The following is a 19,237-nucleotide window of genomic DNA, read 5'->3' as shown; positions in this document are numbered from 1 at the left end:
AACCCTTAATTGGTCAATCAGCCTACGCGCGCGCCACTCGGCCCGAGACAAAATGGCCCACATCATTGAACCCCGGCGTAGAGGAATGCCCCGGCGTTACCAACGAATCAATGAACGCTTCATCCTCAGCCGTGATCTTCACGTCCAGCGCGCCGGTGTAGGCATCCCACTGCGCCTCGGTGCGCGGCCCTACGATCGCCGAGCTCACCGCCGCGTTGTTCAGCACCCAGGCGATGGCAAACTCGACAATGCCCACGCCACGGCCCTGGGTGTATTGCTGGATCTGCTGGGCGATGCGCAACGACTCCACGCGCCATTCGGTTTCCAGGATGCGCTTGTCCTGGCGTGCCGCACGGCTGCCGGCTTCGGGTGTCACGTCCGGTGCGTACTTGCCGCTGAGCACGCCGCGGGCCAGTGGGCTGTAAGGCACGACGCCCAGGCCGTACGCGGCAGCGGCGGTGATCTGTTCGACTTCAGCCTGGCGGTTGACGATGTTGTACAACGGCTGGCTGATCACCGGTTTGTCCACGCCCAGGCGTTCGGCGACGCGGATCACCTCGGCAATTCGCCAGCCGCGATAGTTGGACAGGCCCCAGTAGCGGATCTTGCCCTGGCGAATCAGGTCGCCGATGGCTGATACCGTCACCTCCAGCGGGGTGTCGTGATCTTCGCGGTGCAGGTAGTAGATGTCGAGGTAGTCGGTATCGAGGCGGGTGAGGCTGGCTTCCAGCGCGTTGAAGATGCGCTTGCGGCTCAGGCCACTGCGGTTGGGCAGGCCCTCGGTGGGGCCAATGGCGACTTTCGACGCCACCACCCAATCCTGACGATGGCGAGCGATGGCCTCGCCGACGATTTCCTCGGAGCGCCCGCCGGTGTAGACATCCGCCGTGTCGATAAAATTGATGCCCTGGTCCCAGGCCTTGTCGATGATGCGCAGCGAGTCCTCGGTGTGGGTCTGTTCGCCAAACATCATGGTGCCCAGGGTCAAGGCGCTGACCTTCAAACCGGACTGGCCCAATGTGCGGTAAATCATGCAAAGCTCCTTGCGGCAGTGAGACGTGCCCTATGCAATACCAGACTCGCAGGCTCTGGAACAAGCCCTGGGGGCGTTTCTTCATGCACTCAGCAAGGCCTGGCAACGCCCTTGCAGAAATCGGTGCAGCGCTTTCACCCGCTCCGACACTTGCAGGCGGTGCGGGCACATCAGGTTGAACGGGGTGGGTTCGCCCTGCCAGTCCGGCAACAGGTGCACCAGCCGTCCGGCCTTGAGGTCCCGGGCGATGTCGAGGTTGGCCTTATAGGCAATGCCGTGGCCGGCCAGTGCCCAGCGCCGCACAATCTCGCCGTCATCGCTCAGGTAGTCGCCCGTCACTTCGACTTCCTGCAACGTGGTGCCCTGGCGAAAGTACCAGGTGCTGTTGGCCCGGCCCTGGCGCATGTACCGCAGCGTATTGTGCTGCGCCAACTCCGCCGGGATGCGCGGCGTGCCGTGACGCGCCAGGTAGTCGGGGCTGGCGCAGGGCAGGCGTTGGTGATCGGGCACCACCGGCAGCGCCACCAGGCTGGAGTCCCGTGGGACGCCGAAGCGCAGGGCGATGTCGACGGTGTCGCGGAACAGGTCGGCATTGCTGTCGTTGAGCAGTAGTTGCAGGCGGATGTGCGGGTGTTCCAGCTTGAACTCATCCAGCCAGCCCAGTACCACATTGCGGCCGAAATCCGAGGGTGCGGCCAACTGCAACAAGCCGGTCAGGCCCTGGCTCTGCTGCTTGAGCGCTTGCTCGCCTTCGGCCAAGGCGGCCAGGGCCTCGCGCACGCTGTCGAGGTAACGCCGGCCTTCTTCGGTCAGGCGCATGCTGCGGGTGGAGCGTGCCAGCAGGCGGGTACCCAGGCGGGTTTCCAGGCGCTTGAGGGCAATGCTGGCCGCTGCGGGGGTCAGGCCGAGCCCGCGTGCGGCGGCAGACAGGCTGCCGGTGTCGGCGGTGCGTGCGAACACTTCGAGGTCGAGGATTGAGCTCATTTGTAAAAATCCTTTAAAGATCCTGTCGTTTTACCGGGATTTTTCGTTGATTGCCAAGCTGGGATGATGAACGCTCACTTTCTAACCCAGGACACTTCCCCATGAATTCCTCACTCAACGGCAAAACGGTGATCGTCATCGGCGGCAGCAGCGGCATCGGTGCAGCCGTGGCCAAGGCCGCAGCCGCACGCGGTGCCCAGGTGGTGCTGGCGGGGCGGCGCCTATCGTCTGGCCGCGATAACGGCCTGCGCAGCGAACCGGTGGACGTCACCGACGCCGCGTCCCTGCAACGGTTGTTCGAAACCGTCGGGCGCTTTGACCATCTGGTGTACACCTCCGGCCCCTCGGTACGCGCCAAGGCCCTGGCCGAAACCGACCTGGGCGAGGCCCAGGACAACTTCAACGTGAAACTCTGGGGTGCCTTGCGGGCGATCCAGTACGCGCTGCCTTTCCTCGATGAGCACGGCAGCATCAGCCTGACCTCCGGGCAACTGGGGCGCAAATTGGCACCGGGGCAGTTCATCAAAGTCGGTATCAACGCCGCCACTGAAGCCTTGGGCAAGCAGTTGGCCAAGGAGTTGGCGCCGCGTCGCGTCAACGTGGTGAGTCCCGGTGTGATTGATACCCCGGCGTATGCGGGGTTGGCCGAGGACCAGCGCCTGGCGATGTTTGCCAAGGCAGGTGGCGCGTTGCCGGTGGGACGTGTGGGGCAGGCCGAGGAAGTGGCGGCGGGGTATGTGCTGGCCATGGAAAATGGCTACATGACCGGTGCTGTCATTGATATCGACGGCGGTGGCCTGCTGTAAACGCAGGCTAAATGTGGGAGGGGGCAAGTCGAATCGTCGCACCGCCCCTCCCACATGGACCGCGTTATACCTTCAAGGTCCGCGTCATCCGCAACGCCAGCACACTGCCCGCCACAATCACCGCCGCCAGCAGGTACAGCGCCATATCCGTGGACCCGGTGGCGTCCTTCACAAAACCGACGATATACGGACTGAGGAAACCGGCCATCTGGCCCATGGAGTTGATCAGCGCCAGGCCGCCGGCCGCTGCGCCTGCACTGAGCATGGCGGTCGGCACCGGCCAGAACATCGGCAGGCCGGTGAGGGCGCCCATGGTGGCGATGGTCAGGCCGAGGATGGCGATGGCCGGCGTGGTGGCGAAGTTCACCGCGATCACCAGGCCGATGGCGCCCATCAGCATCGGCACCACCAAGTGCCAGCGACGCTCCTTGCGCAAGTCCGCCGAGCGGCCCACCAGCAACATGAAAACCGCTGCCAGCAGATACGGAATCGCACTGAGCCAACCTATTACCAGGTTATCGCTGAAACCCAGGTTCTTGATGATCGACGGCAGCCAGAAGTTGATGGCGTATACGCCACTCTGAATGCAGAAGTAGATCAGGCCGAACGCCCAGATCGCCGGGTTCTTGAACACTTCGGCGAGTGAATCGGTGGTGGTTTTCGGCTTGTTGGCCAGGTCGGTGGCCTGGTCGGCTTCCAGCACGGCGCGTTCGTGGGGCTTGAGCCACTTGGCATGGGCAAAGCTGTCGCTGAGCAGGAAGTAGGCGAGGGCGCCGAGGATCACGGTCGGGATGCCTTGCAGCAGGAACATCCACTGCCAGCCCGCCAGGCCGCCCTGGCCGGCGGCGAAGTGGTTGAGGATCCAGCCGGAAAACGGGCTGCCGAGCAAACCGGACACCGGGATCGCCGACATGAACAGCGCCATGATCCGCCCACGGCGGAACGTCGGGAACCACTGCGAGAGGTACAGCACCACACCGGGGAAGAAGCCGGCTTCAGCCGCACCGGTAAACAGGCGCAAGGTGTAGAAATGCGTCGGCGTGGTGACGAACAGCAGGCAGGTGGACAGTGTGCCCCAGACGATCATCATCAAGGCAATCCAGCGCCGTGGACCGAACCTGGTCAGCGCCAGGTTGCTCGGCACGCCGCACAGCACGTAGCCGATAAAGAAGATCCCGGCACCGAGGCCGTATACGGTTTCGCTGAATTCCAGCGCATCGAGCATCTGCAACTTGGCAAAGCCAACGTTGAACCGGTCGAGGTAGTTGAACAGATAGCAGATGAAAATGAAGGGGGATCAGGCGCAGGGTAATGCGCTTGTAGATGGCGTTTTTATCGTCATCGGTGGCCAGTGTGACAGCGGCGCTCTGTGACATGGGAGTCTCTCTTTATTATGATTTTTTGCGATGCGAGGGTAACGTTGATCGCCCAATGAGTCTCGGCCACGTGGCGGGGTGCTGTCTTTGTGCTTGCGCACAGTGATGCATGCTTTGCGCTGTGCCGATGAACAACCACGCTTTCAAGGACTTTCTTTCAAGGAGATGGCCGCATGTTCGAGCTGGATCATGACCTGGCGCAGGATATCGTCAATCGCACCATGGCGATCCTGCCCTATAACGTCAACGTCATGGACAGCCAGGGCCTGATCCTCGGCAGCGGCGAACCCGAGCGCATCAACACCCGCCACGAAGGCGCACAATTGGTGCTGGCCAACGGTCGCGTGGTCGAGATCGACGGGCAGACCGCCAAGCACCTCAAGGGCGTGCAGCCGGGCATCAACCTGCCGCTGATGCACGATCAGCGCCTGATTGGCGTACTGGGCATCACCGGCGAGCCCGAGCTGTTGCGCACCTATGCCGAATTGGTGCGCATGACCGCCGAAATGCTCGTCAGCCATCGTCATCAGCAAGCCGAGCAGCAATGGCGACGCCAGCGTTGCGATGATCTGTTGGCGTTGCTCCTCGCCGACAGCGGCGACTCACCACGCCTGGTCGACGAAGCCCAGCAATTGGGCCTCAAGCCGCAGCTGGCACGCACGCCGTACCTGTTCGAACTGGGGGCGGGCCAATCGGCGGAGGCCTTGAACACCTGGCTGACCTCGCGCTACCCGGACAGTTGGTGCGTGAGCTCGGCGCAATTCTCGCTGCTGTGGTGCCGACCGGCGGCGCAGCAGGTGGACAATCCACGGTTGCTGGAAAAGCTCCAGGGCCTGGGCTGGAACATCCTGCGGGTGGCCGTCGGCGGCCAGGCGGATGGCCTGGCCGGATTGCGCCGTTGCTATCGTCGCGTCGGCGATTTGCTGGCCTACGGTCGCGATGTACTGCCGCACTCGCGGCTGTTGACCCTCAACCGCTACCGCCTGCCCGTGATGCTCTGGCGTCATCGCAACGACGATGCCCTGGACGAACTGCTCAACCCCTTGCGCAAGGTGCTGGCCAAGGACAGCAACGGCCAACTCCTGGCCACGCTGCGCAGTTGGTGCGAACACGACGGGCAAAGCCAGGCCTGTGCCGACGCCCTCGGCATTCACCGCAACAGTCTGCGTTATCGTATGGAGCGCATCGCCGAACTCAGCGGCGTCGACCCGTTGACCCTGGATGGCATGCTGGCGCTATACCTCGGCGTGCAGCTGCTGCCCCAGGCTTTGTCGGAATGAACAACAAACCTTACCCGTACTTGTGCATCGGACCGGCGTCAGCGGCGGTGCCAACTGGCAGCATGGGCGTGATAAAAACCGGAGAAAGCCCATGAAAATCATCATCGCCCCCGACTCGTTCAAGGACAGCCTGAGTGCCGAGGGCGTCGCCCAGGCCATTGCCGCAGGGTTGGCGCAAGTCTGGCCGGACGCACACGTGATCCAGTGCCCGATGGCGGACGGTGGTGAAGGCACGGTGGACGCGGTGCTCGCCGCCTGTAACGGCCAATTGCGCCGCCAGGCGGTACGTGGCCCGCTGGGCGGTACGGTTGAAGCACGTTGGGGCTGGTTGGCCGACAGCCACACCGCGATCATCGAAATGGCCGAAGCCAGCGGCCTGCAATTGGTAGCGCCAGGCCAGCGCGATGCGTGCACCAGCAGCACCTACGGCACCGGCGAGCTGATTCGCGCGGCCCTGGACCTGGGTGCCCGGCGCATCATTCTGGCAATTGGCGGCAGCGCCACCAACGACGCCGGCGCGGGGGCGATGCAAGCCCTGGGTGTGCAACTGTTCGACGCTGCGGAACAGGCCTTGCCACCCGGAGGCCTGGCCTTGTCACGGCTGGCACGTATCAACCTGGAAAAACTCGACCCGCGCCTGGCCCAGGTACGCTTTGAAATCGCCGCCGATGTGAACAACCCGCTGTGCGGCCCCCACGGCGCCTCGGCGATATTCGGCCCGCAAAAAGGCGCCAACCCCGAGCAGGTGCAACAACTGGACGCCGCCCTCGGCCATTTCGCCGATTACTGCGCCAACGTCCTGCCCAAGGACGTGCGCGACGAGCCCGGCAGCGGCGCCGCCGGCGGCCTGGGTTTTGCCGCCAAGGCGTTCCTCGGCGCGCAGTTCCGCGCGGGAGTGGAAGTCGTTGCCGAACTGGTGGGCCTTGACGACGCCGTACGCGGCGCCGACCTGGTCATCACCGGCGAAGGCCGCTTCGATGCCCAGACCCTGCGCGGCAAAACCCCCTTCGGCGTGGCCCGCATCGCCCGGCAACATGGCGTTCCGGTGATCGTCATCGCCGGCACCCTGGGCGACGGCTACGAGCAGATGTATGCCCATGGCGTGGAGGCGGCGTTTGCCTTGCCAAGCGGCCCGATGAGCCTGGAGCAGGCCTGCAGTGAGGCACCGCGTTTGCTGCGCGAGCGCGCGGCTGATATTGCGCGGGTGTGGCGTGTGGCTGCGCAGGGCTGATAGAGGCAGCCCTTGGCGTCGTGACAGATCTGTCGATAATTACTATGATCCGTGCTTACTTTGAAGACTGGCTGACCTGGCCGGGCACGTTGGAAGCCGATCATGCAGATCAAGCGTTTTACTCTCGTCAATTTTCGCGGCATCGAGCACATGGAACTCGACTTCGAGGGTAAGAAGACTGTCGCTTTGGTGGGCGTCAATGGGGTGGGCAAGTCTTCGATTCTGGATGCGTTGGCGATTACGCTTTCGAATTTGACGGCACGTATGGTTGGTCAACCTTCTAAATCAAGAACGATCTCGAAAGACGACATCAAAGTTGGGGCCGAATACACACGCTTGCACGTCGAGACAAAGCTGTTTGAAAACTACGATGTAGATTGGGCAATTGCCCTGAATCGAAAAGCCGGCAAACATCCACGTGAGCGCAGCAGTGATTTGTTTCGGTTGAATGACGCTGCTGATGGCGTTGAATATGGCATCAATCAGCGCGAGTTTGAGGGTGGCGGACCAATAGAATTGCCTTTGGCCGTTTACTATGACGTTCATCGAGCGGTGCTAGACGTACCCTTACGCGTCCGCGAACGTCTGGAGAATGCTATTGCTGAAGGTTATGACGACGCGCTAGGGCATGGCGGCGCCGACTTCAAACGGTTCTTTATCTGGTTCCGCAATCAAGAAGACTTGGAGAATGAAAACAGCCGGGATACCCCGGGCTATCGAGACCCTGCGCTTTCCGTTGTTCGCCGGGCAATTGAAACCTTTACTGGATTCAAGGATGTCCGGATTCGCCGCAAGCCAGCATTGAGAATGACCGTCCTAAAAGGCAACCTTGAATTCAACGTGTTGCAGCTTTCGGATGGAGAGAAATGTCTCTTGGCATTGGTCGGAGACCTTGCCCGCCGACTTACATTGCTTAATTGTGAAGTACTTGACCCTTTAGAGGGAAAGGGTGTTGTCCTTATCGACGAACTGGACCTTCACCTTCACCCGGGTTGGCAACGCACCGTCGTCGCCAACCTGGAAAAAACCTTTCCCAACTGCCAATTCATTATCACCACTCACTCTCCGCAAATATTGGGTGAACTTCCTGCTGAGGCGGTGATGCTGCTCAAGGAAGGCAAGTATATCGGTCATCCGGAGCGCTCACTGGGCCTCCGAAGTGGTGAGGTCATAGAGGAACTGATGGGGGAATTGGCCCAAAACCAAAACGTCAGCCAGCAACTCAGAACAATCTACCGTGACCTCGACGACGACAATCTTGAATCCGCCCAGGCTAAACTCGCGAAATTGCGCGAGCAGGTCGGCAAAATCCCTGATGTCCTTGAAGCCCAAGCCAGTATTGACTCTCTGAGGTCGCTAGAAGAGGGCGGCGCGTGAGGTCTATCAAAAAAGGCGCCGAGCCACGGGCGCTGATTGAATGGAAAAGAGAAAACCGCAATACGCCGCATAACCTTTACTACGGCAAGGGAAGCAGCTTTCCGAGCGAGTCCGTTCGCCAGGCGCTCTTGAAGGAGCAGTTCCATTTATGCGCCTACACCTTGCGGCGGTTGCCCACTGCGACCGAATGCCAGGCAAAGGGACAGGGCACACAATTCAGCTGCCACATTGAGCATGTCCTTGCACAAACGCATCACGAGGCTGACAGCATCGCCTACGACAATTTGGTGGCGTGTTACCCCTCCAGCCAAACCAAGATGGCTTGTGGTTATGGTGCCGTGGAAAAAGCCGACTACGACGTGGCCCGAAAGCCCTTCGTTTCTCCGTTGTCAGCCAATGTCGAGCGCCAGTTTCGATATTCCAGTGATGGCTACGTAGAAGGTCTGACGCCTGACGCTGTTGCCACCGTCGAGGTCCTTAAACTCAACCATCCAACGCTGGTAAACGATAGGGCCGCCGTTATCAGAGGCCGATTGCGACCACGCGGCACTCCGATCACTGCCGCTGCTGCCCGGCGCCTGGCAGACGAAGTCGACTCACCCGATGCCCAGCATTGCCTCCCCGAATACTGCCAGGCACTCAAGCAACAGGCCGAACGTCACGCACAACGTCTCGAAAAGTACGCAGCCCGTGTTCGCGGCCAAGCCAGGCCCTGAGTACTACCGTCTTAAATAGTGAACATGGGACAATCCGCGTCATTTTTCGACACGGAGAGTCCCCATGCTGCGCCCCGTACTCCTGGCCCTGCTGCTGACCGGCAGCGCCACCCAGGCCTTCGCTCAACCGCCCGCTGAAACCGTACCGCTGCTGCGGGAAATCAAGAACTGGGTCACCGGGTGCGACAACCTGCGCAATTGCCATGCCCTCAGCGCGCCCAGTGGCGTCGATGAAGAAGACTACAGCTCCCTGACCTTGCATATCTGGCATCAGGCCGGTTCCGAAGGGTATCTGCGCCTGCGCTTCGACCACCGTGGCGAAGCGCTGGACCTGTCGACCTTGCTGTTGGACGGTCAGCCGCTGGGCCTGGAGCTGACCCGGGATCTGCATGTGGAACTGGACGATCAGGGCGGCGATCCCGAGGTGCAGTCTTACGGTGTGATCGAGGACGCTGCGGCGCGTCGCTGGTTGCAGCGTTTGCGCAATGGCCAGCGCCTGCAATTGCCGGGCGACGAACAGGCCCATGTGTCGCTGAGCGGCCTGAGCGCTTCGCTGCTGTTGATGGATGCGGTGCAGGGGCGGGTGGATAACGTGACGGCCCTGGCACGCCCCGGAAAAGCGCCGGCCCGTGAGGTGCCGCCACGTTTGCCGACGCCGGTGTTGCGCAAGTTCCCTGCGCCGCCGACGTTGACCGCGCAGGAACAGGCCGGGCTGGTGGCCGCTGCAGTGCAGGCCGTGACCTCGGAGGAGGGTGAGCCCGAGGCAAAGGCCGGGGCGCTGACGGCGCAACAGGCAATGACGGTGGTGCGTTACGACTGCGCGGCCTACAACTGTGAGTTCGACGTGGTCAGCCGCCAGCGTCAGGCGCCCTATGCGCAAACGCCCCTGGAGATTGAGCCCTTGCCGTTGGACGGTGCTGCGCTGCAAGGCTCGGTGGGCTATGACGAAGCCACCGGCACCTTGAGTTATTTCTACAAGCAGCGCGGCATCGGTGACTGTGGCGGCGGTGGTGTCTGGGTGTTTGACGGCAAGGCGTTCCAGCTCAGTGAGTTTCATAGCATGCCGCGCTGCACCGGTGTCGGTTACGGCGACTGGCCGTCGTTATGGACGACCGTGCCGGCGCCCTAGCCAGGGAGCAGGCATGGCCTCTACACTGGCCGGCCACGTGTCTTTCAAAGGATGAAACCCCATGCACGCACCTGAGCCCCATATCGTGATCCAGCGCTTTACCGAGGCCCACCTTGAAGGTGTGGCGGCGCTCTATAACGAACCGGCCGTGTGCCGGCAGGTGCTGCAGATGCCGTTCCAGTCGGTGGATGTCTGGCGCAAACGCCTGGTCACCGACAACGAGCGGCGCCTGCAACTGGTGGCGGTGCACGGCGGCGAGGTGATCGGCCAACTGGGCCTGGAACAGTACCTGCGCGTACGCCAGGCCCATGTCGGTTCGTTCGGCATGGGCGTGGCGACGGCCTGGCAGGGCAAGGGCGTAGGCTCGCGGCTGTTGACGGCCGCGCTGGACGTGGCCGACAACTGGATGAACCTGCACCGGGTGGAACTCACGGTGTACGCCGACAACGACGCCGCGCACCACCTGTACCGCAAGTTCGGCTTCGAGATCGAAGGGCGCTTGCGTGACTACGCCCTGCGCGATGGGGTGTTTGTCGACACCCTGAGCATGGCGCGCCTGCGCCAGTCGGCTTGACCCTCCAGCGCAAACGCCACCGCAGCCTGCGCATGCAGCTCGGTGGTGTCCAGCAGCGGCAGGTCGCTGTGTTCGGGCTTGACCAGCAGGCTGATTTCCGTGCAGCCGAGGATGACCGCCTGGGCACCCCGTGCGGCCAGGGACTCGATGACCCGCAGGTAAACCTGGCGTGATGCATCGCTGATCACGCCGACGCACAACTCCTCATAGATGATCCGGTGCACGGCGCGGCGCTCCTCCGCGTCCGGCACCAGCACGGTGAGGCCCTGGGCGGCCAGGCGCGACGTGAGAAAATCCTGCTCCATGGTGAACGCGGTGCCGAGCAAGCCGACGGTCAGGGTGCCGGCTGCCACCGCCGCCGCAGCGGCCGCATCGGCGATATGCAGGAACGGAATCGACACCGCCGCCTCGATACGCGGCGCCACCAAATGCATGGTGTTGGTACACAGCACCACACACTCGGCGCCGCCGGCCTGCAAACGGCGCGCGGCGTCTTCCAGGATCAGCGCGGTGTCATCCCAGCGCCCGGCGTGCTGGGCCTGTTCCACCGGGCCGAAGTCCACGCTGTACATCAACACCTGGGCCGAGCGCAGCGGGCCGAGCTGGTCGCGCACGCGCTGGTTGATGATGCGGTAGTACTCGGCGCTGGACTCCCAGCTCATGCCGCCGATAAGGCCGATGGTGCGCATGCGATGCTCCTGACAGGGAAAGTCGCTTCACCTTACCCATCGGCCGCTGAATAGTCATACGCAGTTGCCCGCCAAATGACCGGAGCAGTTTCACATGTCCAGGTTGACCCATCCCGGCCGGGGTTGCTCCGCGGCAATGGCGCGGATGGGTTTACCCGTGGCCTGCTCCACGCGCCGCGCCACCTCCGGGTCGTCGGCGAACGGCAACATGCTGGCTTCGTCCAGGCTCGTCTCGGTCTGCCCGCGCAGGCAATACTCCACCGCAGCGTACAGGCACACCACGATCAGCACGCTCCACATATCAGGCGATCCGCGCATCGAGCCGGGCCACGTTCAAGTCTGCGACCCGCACTGTGCGCCACGTGTTGTAGGCCATCAGCAACATGCCCGTGAGGAAAAACACGCCGCCGACAAACCGCACCACAAACCCCGGATGGCTGGCCTGCAAGGCTTCGACAAACGAGTAGGTGAGGGTGCCGTCGTCGTTCACCGCTCGCCACATCAGGCCTTGGGTAATGCCGTTGACCCACATCGACGCGATGTACAGCACCGTGCCGATGGTCGCCAGCCAGAAGTGCAGGTTGATCAGCGCCACGCTGTGCATCTGCTCGCGGCCGAAGACCTTGGGGATCATGTGGTACAGCGAGCCGAAGGTGATCATCGCCACCCAGCCCAGGGCGCCGGCGTGTACGTGGCCGATGGTCCAGTCGGTGTAGTGGGAGAGGGCGTTGACGGTCTTGATCGCCATCATCGGGCCTTCGAAGGTCGACATGCCATAGAACGCCAGGGACAGCACCAGGAAACGCAGGATCGGGTCGGTGCGCAGCTTATGCCAGGCCCCCGACAAGGTCATCATGCCGTTGATCATGCCGCCCCAGCTCGGGGCCAGCAGGATCAGCGACATCGCCATGCCCAGTGACTGCGCCCAATCGGGCAAGGCGGTGTAGTGCAAATGGTGCGGGCCGGCCCAGATGTACAGGGTGATCAGCGCCCAGAAGTGCACGATGGACAGGCGATAGGAGTACACCGGCCGGCCCACCTGCTTGGGCACGAAGTAATACATCATCCCCAGGAAACCGGTGGTCAGGAAAAAGCCCACGGCGTTATGCCCGTACCACCACTGCACCATGGCATCGGTCGCGCCGGAATACACCGGGTAGGACTTGAACCAATCCACCGGGATCGCCAGGTGATTGACCACGTGCAACATGGCGATCACCAGGATAAACGCGCCGAAAAACCAGTTGCCCACGTAGATATGTTGGGTCTTGCGCCTTACCACCGTGGTGAAGAACACAATGGCGTAGGCCACCCACACCACGGTCATCCACACCGCGCCGGAAAACTCGATCTCGGCGTATTCCTTGGTGGTGGTGTAGCCCAGGGGCAGGCTGACCAGCATGATCACGATCACCGACTGCCAGCCCCAGAAGGTAAACGCAGCCAGGCGGTCGGAAAACAGGCGCACCTGGCAGGTCCTTTGCACCGCATAGTAACTGGCGGCAAATTGCGCACTGCCGGCGAAGCCAAAGATCACCAGGCTGGTGTGCAAAGGCCGCAACCGGCCGAACGTGGTCCAGGGCAGGTCCAGGTTCATCTGCGGCCAGACCAGTTGCGAGGCGATCCACACGCCCATGGCCATGCCCACCACGCCCCACACAAGGGTGGCGATCACGAATTGGCGGACGACTTTATAGTTATAGGCCTGCCCGGTTGTTGCTGTGCTCATGCTCAGTCCTCCCACGGTTCCAAGTGGCGGGCACTGTAGGAAACGCGGGAAAAACAAAACAGGCTCAGAAAAAGCTCATTACAGCGGATCAGTCGACAGGCACGCCCACAGGCCTATCAGCGTTAATCGTACGGTGAGTGGCCGCATCTGCCATGATCCGGCATCGCAACCTGGCACACCCAAGGAAATCCGCAATGGACGATGTACAGCAACTGGGCGAGATGCTTCGTCATTACGCCGATAGCGAAGCGCACAAGAAGCAACAGTTCGATGTGCAGTCGGCGCGCTGGACGCACAAGCTCGACGAGCTGTTCGGGCAGATCGAGCAATGGCTGGAGCCGGTCAAGACTGTCGGCCTGCTGGAGGTGCACCGTGAAGCCTATGTCGCCAGCGGGCCGGGCGTGCCGGTGGAGACCTCGACCTTCAAGACCGAAAAGCTGCTGGTGCAGATCACCGGCAAGACCGTGGAGTTCGTGCCTGAAGTCATGGGCGTGGGCGGCGTGATCTCGCTCTCGGTGATGGGCTTGACCGCTGCCCGCCACGGCAGCGTGTCGCTGGTGCTGCCGGCCGACAAAAACGACTGGCTGTGGAAGAAAACCAATGGCCTCAAAGACCCGGACACCTTTGGCTTCGACGCCAATTTCCTGGCCTCGCAGTTGCAGAGCCTGATTCCGCGCGAACGCGGCTGAGGGGCTCCCGCTTCGCGCAACGTCGATGGGGGACGCCGGTGTGTCAAACACTGGGTGGAAATACGCATTTTTTGCCCAGGATTGGCTATACCTACAGCTCCATGTTTCGATGATGATCGCCAGGGAGTTCAATGATGAAACTAAGGCTAATGATCAGTACGCTGTGCGTGGCCTCCATCGCAATGGCCGGCTGCGCCAGCAAGGTCACCCAACCGGACGAGTATTCAGGCTTTCTGTCCGACTACAGCCAACTCAAGGAAGCCAAGTCGCCTTCGGGGGTCGAGGTGATGCGCTGGGTAGACCCCCAACTCGACCTGAGCCGCTATACCGCGGTGTATATCGAACCGACGCAGTTCTACCCCAAGCCCCAGGCCACCACGAAAATCCCCGAAAGCACCCTCAATGGTATCAACACCTACTTCAACCAGGCGCTCAAGCGTGAGCTGGGCAAATCACTGCCCCTGGCCAACGGGCCCGGTCCCGGTGTGATGGTGGTACGTGCGGCGATCACCGCCGTCAGCAGCAAGACCGAAGGCCTCAAACCCTATGAATTCGTGCCGGTGGCCCTGGTGGCGGCAGCGGTGAGTACCGGCACCGGCATCCGCGACCAGGAAACCACCCTGGGCACCGAGGCGCAGTTCCTCGACGGCGCCAACGGCAAGGTGCTCGCCCAAGTGGTGCGCAAGGGCACGGGCAAGCCGCTGTCCAACGACTCGCAGGTGATGAAGGCCGATGACGTGAAAGGCGTGATCGATGGCTGGGCGTCGGACCTGCATCAGTCGTATGTGAAGCTGAAAAAACACTAGGGACTAGAACGCATTCCTGGCGGGTTTGTTGTAGTAGCTGAGCAGGGCGTCGTAGCGACGGGTGATGAGGTAGTAGTCATCACTCAGTTGCTGCGGCGAGGCGTGTTCCCGCCAGTCCCGATGCAGGGTACGCAACGCCTGGAGGTACGCGTCGGCTGACGAGCGGGTGGCATACCAGAGGTGAGTAGCCTCATCCTCCCGTTTGCTGCGTGGCATTTTAACCAGGAAGGCCTTGCTGGCATCGCTGGCCTGTTGCAGCGTCTCGGTCAAACTGAGCAGTTGCTGGGGCGTCAGGCTGGCGTCGCGTACACCCTGGTCAATCTGGTTCATCGCCTGGCGAGCCGCGATCATATGGTTGAGCAGGTGCCAATGCAGGTCCCGGCCGAAGCGCGATTCGATTCGCGCCAGTTGTACCGGACGCAGATGGATGTCTTCGTTTTCCAACTGGGTGCGTAACTCGGCGGATGCCCTCAGGTATTCTTCGCCCCGCTGAGCCAGTTTCCCTTCCAGACTCTTGTTCATGGCCTGCGCCACAAACTGGCGCATGTTCGACGGCATACCTTCGGTTTGTATCGGGTCAACCATGTCCGCCAGCGAGGTGAATTTATTCAGCTTGTCGGCATACACCGTGGCGAGAGTACCGAGGTGGCTTCCGGGCTGCTGGCGCTCTAGTTTGAGTGTGTACAGCTGCGAACAGACCGCCGCCTGGATAAGGCGTGGCTCGGGCTCGTCACGGTCGCCAAACTTATCCTGGGTGGGCGCTTCGGGCTGTGTCGAACGCATACGGTAGTACGCCAGGCGCGTATCGCGATCAATGCGGTTCACGCAGTCAATGATCGGCGCCAGTGCGCTGGCCGTCGCGGTGGCAGGGCTGTCCCGTTGGTCGAGCCATAATTGCACGCGTTGCAGCGGTTTGGTGGCGCCGGCCACACCGAGCAATCCCAGGCCCAATACCAGGCTGATGGGTAACAACCATTTCGGATTCATTGCGCGGCCTCCTGGCCATACCACTGTGCCTGGGTGGCGGGCGCCTGACAGTCGGGGGCGGTGCGAGGCATGCGGCTGCACAGGCGTTCGGGCCACTGTTGCAGGCCCTGGTTACGGGTCACGTGTTGCTGGTTGTCGAGCACCGTCAAGCCGGCGTACAGCACAATCCCACTGGTGACCAACAGCACCATGCCCAGGGCCGTCCAGCGTGGGTGGCGGGCGGTCCAGGGGGTGTGGCTGTTCATGAAGGGCCGCTTGATGACGCCGATAACCGCCAGGGTCGCGACCAGCGCCAGGCTGGCAAACGGGCCGAACGCGTAACCCAGCGCTGCGGCAAGGATCAGCCCTGGCAGCAGGTCCCGTATCGGCAGCAACGGCAGGTGAGTAGGGCTGAACCAGCGCGGCAGGCGCTCACTGAATCGTTCATCGAGCACGCGGTACTGATGAGCCAGCGGGCGCCAGACCTGCCAAGCCAATCCCGCGCCTATCACGGCGCTCAACGCCCACAGCAGGCCGTAGCCCAAGGTCGGCAGCACATTGCCGGCCAGGGGCTCGGCATTCACCAGCACGCCCACCAGGCAGCTCAACACCAGTGCGACAATCCAGGGCCAGGTGTCCATGGTCGTGTCCCAGCCTTGCCAGAAATACACGGTACCGCCGGGCATCGCTTCGGCTTCGGCCACATGGTCGGCGTAGATATCTGCGCTGAGTGCCTGGCAAGCTTTCCAGTCATGTTCATCGAAGCGTTGGGCGAAGGCACGGCGCTGCCCCAGGCTCATCGGTGCCAATAGCAGCCGGGCGGCACGTTGTTGCGGGCTGTTGGGCGCTTCAGTGGCCAGTGCCCGTTGACGTGCCATGAAGACCGGGCCTTGCTGGCGTTGCAACAGCCGCGCCCAATCCCCCGCCGGGCAGTCATGACCGGCGCCGCCATGCCAGTGCTGGCCGGCGCACACCGCGTCGAACACCGCGCTCGACCAGTAGTGACTCTGCGCAAGCAGGCGGGCCAGCCATTGGTTGAACCACTCGGCATGCGGGTGATTGTTCACCCAGGGATGCTCGGAGCGCGCGGCATAGGCAGCCAGGAACGCAGCCTCGTCCTTTTGCTCAAGGGCCTGGCGCAAGGGTTGCTGCAAGGCGCTGCGGTGCTTGCGCTCGAGTCTTTCGATCAGCTCGCCGGGCAACTCCAGGCGCTGCCAGGCCGTCAGCCAGTTGAAGGTTTCAAAGGCCCAGCGGGTGTCTTCGGGGTTGAGATGCCCCTCGATGTCGCGCAACAACAGCTGGATTTCAAAGTGCAGCGCATTGCCATGGGCCATGGCCGCCTGGTAGTGGTCGGCAAGGCTGTCGCCCCGGATGTCGATGATCACTTCGTCGACTTCCTGCAGGCTCTGGCTCCACGCCAGTGCGGCCTCATAGGCTTCGCGCAGGCGCTGGAAACCCTCGGGGTCATCATCCGGCCGGGTTTTCTTCAGCAGGGCGGCGTATTGGCGCTTGATCGCGCGGCTATCGGCATCCGGGGCCAGGCCGAGGACATTCCAGCAAGTCATGTGCAGTGCAACTCCGTAGGCAATCGCGCGCACATTACCTGTTTTACGGGTTGATAAACCAGCGGTAGTAGGGGGTAGGGCTCGCGGTAGGACTGGCCCGGTCCAGCCCTGCGGCGACCGGGCACGTGGTGTTACTTAAGCGGCGTCAACGGCGGCAGCTTCCACTGGCCGTTACCCACCTCAGGCGTGGGCAGGTAAATCCGCAGGATTGCGTAGAACGGACCGGGTGGGGCCGGCAACCAGTTGCTCTGCTCGGCTTTAGGCGGCTCGTGGTGCTGCAGGGCCAGGGTCAGGCCGCCATCGGCGTCGCGCTTGAGGCCGGACAGCATGTGCGAGTTGATCAGGTAGCGTTTCTTGTGGTTGGGCACCAGTTGCTTGGTCTTGGCGTCGTACATGGTCAGCGACCAGAACGCATCGGCCGGTGGCAACTGGTCCTTGGCGAAATGCACGGTGTAGCTGTGGCGTGCGCCGTTGGCAGGCTTGCCCTCGCTGTCGATGACGTAGCTCAGGTACGCGACCTCATCGCCGGAGTTACCGAAAACCCCCATGTCCGCACCGGCGTAGCGGTACAGGTAATTGTTGTTCAGGTGGTCGCGGCTGCCGTACAAATCGGCACTGGAGACCTGATGCGTGTCGACCTTGTCCTTTTTGAACGCGGCAAACTCGGCGCGGGCATCGGAGATACCGTCTTCCAGGGCCTTGCGCTGTTCAGCGGTCAACGCCTTGACCTTGAAGGGCGCGCCTGGGGCGATACCGATCTTGGCGAAGCGCGCCAGCAGGTCTTTCTCGCTGTCCTGGGGCGCGGCGAAGGCCAGCATGAAGTTCAGGTAGCGAAACAGTTGCGGGCCTTCGGTCATGGTCGCCATGGGCTTGGGCCACTCCACTTTCGGAGCCTTGGCCGGCGCGGCTTGCTTCACGTAGCTGCTCAGTGACTGCACTTTGTAGCCGTTCTGGATCTGCTTGACCTTGTTCAGGTCCTTCTCGTCGAACAACTGCGTACGGTAGAGGGCGTAGGCGATGTTGCTTTCGCTGTACACCACCCGGTCCACGTTGACCGGCTGCTGACCTTTCCAGTCAGGGCCGGCGATCATGTAGTGGCCGCCGTTGTTGCCGGTGCTGCGGGTGCCCAGGTAGGCGATGTTCTGCGTGTAGAGATCGATCAACTGCACCGAGTAATAACGGTTGTCTTCGATCCTGGGCAGTGTCAGGACCTGGGGCTCGCTGCGCAGGTCCAGCCAGACGAAGGAGTAGGGCGTGTCCAGGTTCGGGGTGGCGAAGGCGGTGTCCTTGGGAGTGACGATCTGGGCAGTGTTGCCGATGTGGTTGAACGGTGCCTTGAAGTTGGCACCGCCCTTGTCGACGGCCTGGGTGTAGAGCGTCTTGTACATCTCCACCACCGGGTAGCCATACAGGTAGGCTTCCTTGGCGATGGCCCGGGCTTCGCTGGGGGTGGCGGTAAAGTCGGCCCAGGCGCCGGTACTCATGAGTATCGAGAGGCTCGCCAACAGCAGGCGCGTCGGTTTTCCAATCATGTTGTCGCGTCCTTCCAAAGTGCGTTTGACTGACGGGGAATAAAGGCGATGAGTTTCCTGTTTTATTTCCCGAACGTCACGTTAATCCCTGCGAATTATGCGAACTCATCAATGCCGATCCGTACGGCGGCTTGAACCTGTGGGTAAAGACGCACAAATAGCCGCCTCGATGGGCGGCATTGTGTAAAAGAGGGGGGGGGTCAGGCGGCAGGCAGCATCGATTTGACTTTGTCGCGCAATTGATCGATGGAGAACGGCTTGGCGATCACCTGCATGCCGGCGGGCACATCGATGTTCTCGGCATAGCCGCTGGCAAACAGGATCGGCAGGCTGGGGCGCAACGCTCGCACCTTGGCTGCCAATTGCTTGCCGTCCATGTCCGGCAGGCCGACGTCGGTCATCATCAGGTCGATGTGCTGCGCGGCATTTTCGACAATTTTCAAGGCTTCTTCAGCGTCTGCAGCTTCAAGCACCAGGAACTCCAACTCTTCGAGCACATCAACGATCAACATGCGCACGATGGCATCGTCTTCGACGACAAGGAGGGTGGAGGGGGCTGCGGACATAATGAGGGTTCCCGAAAAAATGGAGGTGCAGGTCTTTAGCGGTTGAAAGATCATTCTCTAATGAGTCGCGTCAATCTCGGCAAGTTCCGTTGGCGCGGGCATTGTGACGGGAATGGAGGAAAATGTCGCGTTAACCACGAGGGGCCGCGAGCTGTCAGTGGCACCCTCCTGCGCGCCGTTCAACGCCTT

The 19,237-nt window shown here is 62.1% G+C and carries 18 protein-coding genes and 1 pseudogene; 9 read left to right on the top strand and 10 right to left on the bottom strand.

Translation table 11 applies throughout. The features are described 5' to 3' along the window. Nucleotides 1-22 precede the first annotated feature (22 nt). Together FX984_RS02455 and FX984_RS02450 are read right to left on the bottom strand one after the other, a co-directional pair. The gene (locus FX984_RS02455; protein WP_065927494.1) at nucleotides 23-1,033 is read right to left on the bottom strand and encodes an aldo/keto reductase; all 1,011 of its coding nucleotides are present in this window, start codon (nucleotides 1,031-1,033) and stop codon (nucleotides 23-25) included. 81 nt (nucleotides 1,034-1,114) lie between these two features. Continuing rightward, nucleotides 1,115-2,017 (bottom strand): LysR family transcriptional regulator, encoded by a 903-nt coding sequence (locus tag FX984_RS02450; RefSeq protein ID WP_146476328.1) that lies wholly within the window; start codon nucleotides 2,015-2,017, stop codon nucleotides 1,115-1,117. Between the two features lie 101 nt (nucleotides 2,018-2,118). On the opposite strand from FX984_RS02450, the gene FX984_RS02445 reads away from it, so the two are divergent. Next, nucleotides 2,119-2,823: an SDR family oxidoreductase gene (locus FX984_RS02445; RefSeq protein WP_146476329.1), complete on the top strand. Its 705-nt coding sequence runs from the start codon at nucleotides 2,119-2,121 to the stop codon at nucleotides 2,821-2,823. Nucleotides 2,824-2,887: 64 nt separating this feature from the next. Here the strand turns inward: FX984_RS02445 and FX984_RS02440 are convergent. After that, a pseudogene (locus FX984_RS02440) lies at nucleotides 2,888-4,199 on the bottom strand (MFS transporter). Between the two features lie 173 nt (nucleotides 4,200-4,372). On the opposite strand from FX984_RS02440, the gene FX984_RS02435 reads away from it, so the two are divergent. From FX984_RS02435 to FX984_RS02410, 6 genes are all read left to right on the top strand, one after another. Next, nucleotides 4,373-5,479 carry a sugar diacid recognition domain-containing protein gene (locus FX984_RS02435; RefSeq protein ID WP_092357976.1) on the top strand — a complete coding sequence of 369 codons (1,107 nt, stop codon included), beginning with the start codon at nucleotides 4,373-4,375 and terminating at the stop codon, nucleotides 5,477-5,479. A 91-nt stretch (nucleotides 5,480-5,570) separates the two neighbouring features. Further along, nucleotides 5,571-6,710, top strand: a complete 1,140-nt coding sequence (locus FX984_RS02430; protein ID WP_146476330.1) for a glycerate kinase — start codon at nucleotides 5,571-5,573, stop codon at nucleotides 6,708-6,710. A gap of 102 nt (nucleotides 6,711-6,812) precedes the next feature. After that, on the top strand, nucleotides 6,813-8,087 hold the full coding sequence (locus FX984_RS02425) for an AAA family ATPase (RefSeq protein WP_092357980.1): 1,275 nt from the start codon (nucleotides 6,813-6,815) through the stop codon (nucleotides 8,085-8,087). Then, the gene (locus FX984_RS02420) at nucleotides 8,084-8,803 is read left to right on the top strand and encodes an HNH endonuclease family protein (protein ID WP_092357982.1); all 720 of its coding nucleotides are present in this window, start codon (nucleotides 8,084-8,086) and stop codon (nucleotides 8,801-8,803) included. The genes FX984_RS02425 and FX984_RS02420 overlap by 4 nt, the downstream gene beginning before the upstream one ends. Before the next feature lie 64 nt (nucleotides 8,804-8,867). Then, nucleotides 8,868-9,932, top strand: coding sequence for a DUF1176 domain-containing protein (locus FX984_RS02415; protein WP_027606566.1), 1,065 nt, complete (start codon nucleotides 8,868-8,870; stop codon nucleotides 9,930-9,932). 61 nt (nucleotides 9,933-9,993) lie between these two features. Beyond that, nucleotides 9,994-10,506 carry a GNAT family N-acetyltransferase gene (locus FX984_RS02410; protein ID WP_146476331.1) on the top strand — a complete coding sequence of 171 codons (513 nt, stop codon included), beginning with the start codon at nucleotides 9,994-9,996 and terminating at the stop codon, nucleotides 10,504-10,506. Here the strand turns inward: FX984_RS02410 and FX984_RS02405 are convergent. From FX984_RS02405 to ccoN, 3 genes are all read right to left on the bottom strand, one after another. After that, nucleotides 10,440-11,195, bottom strand: a complete 756-nt coding sequence (locus tag FX984_RS02405; protein WP_223841589.1) for an aspartate/glutamate racemase family protein — start codon at nucleotides 11,193-11,195, stop codon at nucleotides 10,440-10,442. The two genes, FX984_RS02410 and FX984_RS02405, sit on opposite strands and share 67 nt — an antisense overlap. Nucleotides 11,196-11,285: 90 nt before the next feature. Then, nucleotides 11,286-11,495, bottom strand: a complete 210-nt coding sequence (locus FX984_RS02400; protein ID WP_098479482.1) for a CcoQ/FixQ family Cbb3-type cytochrome c oxidase assembly chaperone — start codon at nucleotides 11,493-11,495, stop codon at nucleotides 11,286-11,288. A 1-nt stretch (nucleotide 11,496) separates the two neighbouring features. Then, entirely contained in the window at nucleotides 11,497-12,924 is a 1,428-nt protein-coding gene (gene ccoN, locus FX984_RS02395; RefSeq protein WP_146476332.1) for a cytochrome-c oxidase, cbb3-type subunit I, read from the bottom strand. A 194-nt stretch (nucleotides 12,925-13,118) separates the two neighbouring features. Here ccoN and FX984_RS02390 point away from each other — a divergent pair, with 194 nt between their 5' ends. Together FX984_RS02390 and FX984_RS02385 are read left to right on the top strand one after the other, a co-directional pair. Next, nucleotides 13,119-13,613 carry a hypothetical protein gene (locus FX984_RS02390; RefSeq protein WP_027606562.1) on the top strand — a complete coding sequence of 165 codons (495 nt, stop codon included), beginning with the start codon at nucleotides 13,119-13,121 and terminating at the stop codon, nucleotides 13,611-13,613. Nucleotides 13,614-13,747: 134 nt separating this feature from the next. Beyond that, the gene (locus FX984_RS02385) at nucleotides 13,748-14,419 is read left to right on the top strand and encodes a DUF3313 domain-containing protein (protein WP_027606561.1); all 672 of its coding nucleotides are present in this window, start codon (nucleotides 13,748-13,750) and stop codon (nucleotides 14,417-14,419) included. A gap of 3 nt (nucleotides 14,420-14,422) precedes the next feature. On the opposite strand, the gene FX984_RS02380 is transcribed toward FX984_RS02385, so the two are convergent. The 4 genes from FX984_RS02380 to FX984_RS02365 form a co-directional block, all read right to left on the bottom strand. Beyond that, nucleotides 14,423-15,406: a DUF3829 domain-containing protein gene (locus FX984_RS02380; RefSeq protein ID WP_027606560.1), complete on the bottom strand. Its 984-nt coding sequence runs from the start codon at nucleotides 15,404-15,406 to the stop codon at nucleotides 14,423-14,425. After that, nucleotides 15,403-16,950 carry a J domain-containing protein gene (locus FX984_RS02375; protein WP_146476333.1) on the bottom strand — a complete coding sequence of 516 codons (1,548 nt, stop codon included), beginning with the start codon at nucleotides 16,948-16,950 and terminating at the stop codon, nucleotides 15,403-15,405. Before FX984_RS02375 ends, FX984_RS02380 begins: the two co-directional genes overlap by 4 nt. 131 nt (nucleotides 16,951-17,081) lie before the next feature. Next, nucleotides 17,082-18,482, bottom strand: coding sequence for a DUF1254 domain-containing protein (locus tag FX984_RS02370; protein WP_027606558.1), 1,401 nt, complete (start codon nucleotides 18,480-18,482; stop codon nucleotides 17,082-17,084). A gap of 200 nt (nucleotides 18,483-18,682) precedes the next feature. Continuing rightward, nucleotides 18,683-19,048 carry a response regulator gene (locus FX984_RS02365; RefSeq protein ID WP_092357991.1) on the bottom strand — a complete coding sequence of 122 codons (366 nt, stop codon included), beginning with the start codon at nucleotides 19,046-19,048 and terminating at the stop codon, nucleotides 18,683-18,685. Nucleotides 19,049-19,237 lie beyond the last annotated feature (189 nt).

Origin of the sequence: Pseudomonas marginalis, assembly GCF_008692035.1 — a bacterium.
Lineage (GTDB): Bacteria > Pseudomonadota > Gammaproteobacteria > Pseudomonadales > Pseudomonadaceae > Aquipseudomonas > Aquipseudomonas marginalis.
Note: the sequence above shows the minus strand (reverse complement) of the source record. Positions and strands in the feature narration are given on the sequence as shown.

What these genes read in the sequence shown, in the direction of transcription:
- FX984_RS02405 (WP_223841589.1), bottom strand. Translation starts at nt 11,195, where the DNA reads ATGCGCACCATCGGCCTTATCGGCGGCATGAGCTGGGAGTCCAGCGCC.
- FX984_RS02385 (WP_027606561.1), top strand. Translation starts at nt 13,748, where the DNA reads ATGAAACTAAGGCTAATGATCAGTACGCTGTGCGTGGCCTCCATCGCA.
- FX984_RS02400 (WP_098479482.1), bottom strand. Translation starts at nt 11,495, where the DNA reads ATGTGGAGCGTGCTGATCGTGGTGTGCCTGTACGCTGCGGTGGAGTAT.
- ccoN (WP_146476332.1), bottom strand. Translation starts at nt 12,924, where the DNA reads ATGAGCACAGCAACAACCGGGCAGGCCTATAACTATAAAGTCGTCCGC.
- FX984_RS02375 (WP_146476333.1), bottom strand. Translation starts at nt 16,950, where the DNA reads ATGACTTGCTGGAATGTCCTCGGCCTGGCCCCGGATGCCGATAGCCGC.
- FX984_RS02410 (WP_146476331.1), top strand. Translation starts at nt 9,994, where the DNA reads ATGCACGCACCTGAGCCCCATATCGTGATCCAGCGCTTTACCGAGGCC.
- FX984_RS02380 (WP_027606560.1), bottom strand. Translation starts at nt 15,406, where the DNA reads ATGAATCCGAAATGGTTGTTACCCATCAGCCTGGTATTGGGCCTGGGA.
- FX984_RS02435 (WP_092357976.1), top strand. Translation starts at nt 4,373, where the DNA reads ATGTTCGAGCTGGATCATGACCTGGCGCAGGATATCGTCAATCGCACC.
- FX984_RS02370 (WP_027606558.1), bottom strand. Translation starts at nt 18,482, where the DNA reads ATGATTGGAAAACCGACGCGCCTGCTGTTGGCGAGCCTCTCGATACTC.
- FX984_RS02450 (WP_146476328.1), bottom strand. Translation starts at nt 2,017, where the DNA reads ATGAGCTCAATCCTCGACCTCGAAGTGTTCGCACGCACCGCCGACACC.
- FX984_RS02455 (WP_065927494.1), bottom strand. Translation starts at nt 1,033, where the DNA reads ATGATTTACCGCACATTGGGCCAGTCCGGTTTGAAGGTCAGCGCCTTG.
- FX984_RS02390 (WP_027606562.1), top strand. Translation starts at nt 13,119, where the DNA reads ATGGACGATGTACAGCAACTGGGCGAGATGCTTCGTCATTACGCCGAT.
- FX984_RS02425 (WP_092357980.1), top strand. Translation starts at nt 6,813, where the DNA reads ATGCAGATCAAGCGTTTTACTCTCGTCAATTTTCGCGGCATCGAGCAC.
- FX984_RS02415 (WP_027606566.1), top strand. Translation starts at nt 8,868, where the DNA reads ATGCTGCGCCCCGTACTCCTGGCCCTGCTGCTGACCGGCAGCGCCACC.
- FX984_RS02445 (WP_146476329.1), top strand. Translation starts at nt 2,119, where the DNA reads ATGAATTCCTCACTCAACGGCAAAACGGTGATCGTCATCGGCGGCAGC.
- FX984_RS02430 (WP_146476330.1), top strand. Translation starts at nt 5,571, where the DNA reads ATGAAAATCATCATCGCCCCCGACTCGTTCAAGGACAGCCTGAGTGCC.
- FX984_RS02365 (WP_092357991.1), bottom strand. Translation starts at nt 19,048, where the DNA reads ATGTCCGCAGCCCCCTCCACCCTCCTTGTCGTCGAAGACGATGCCATC.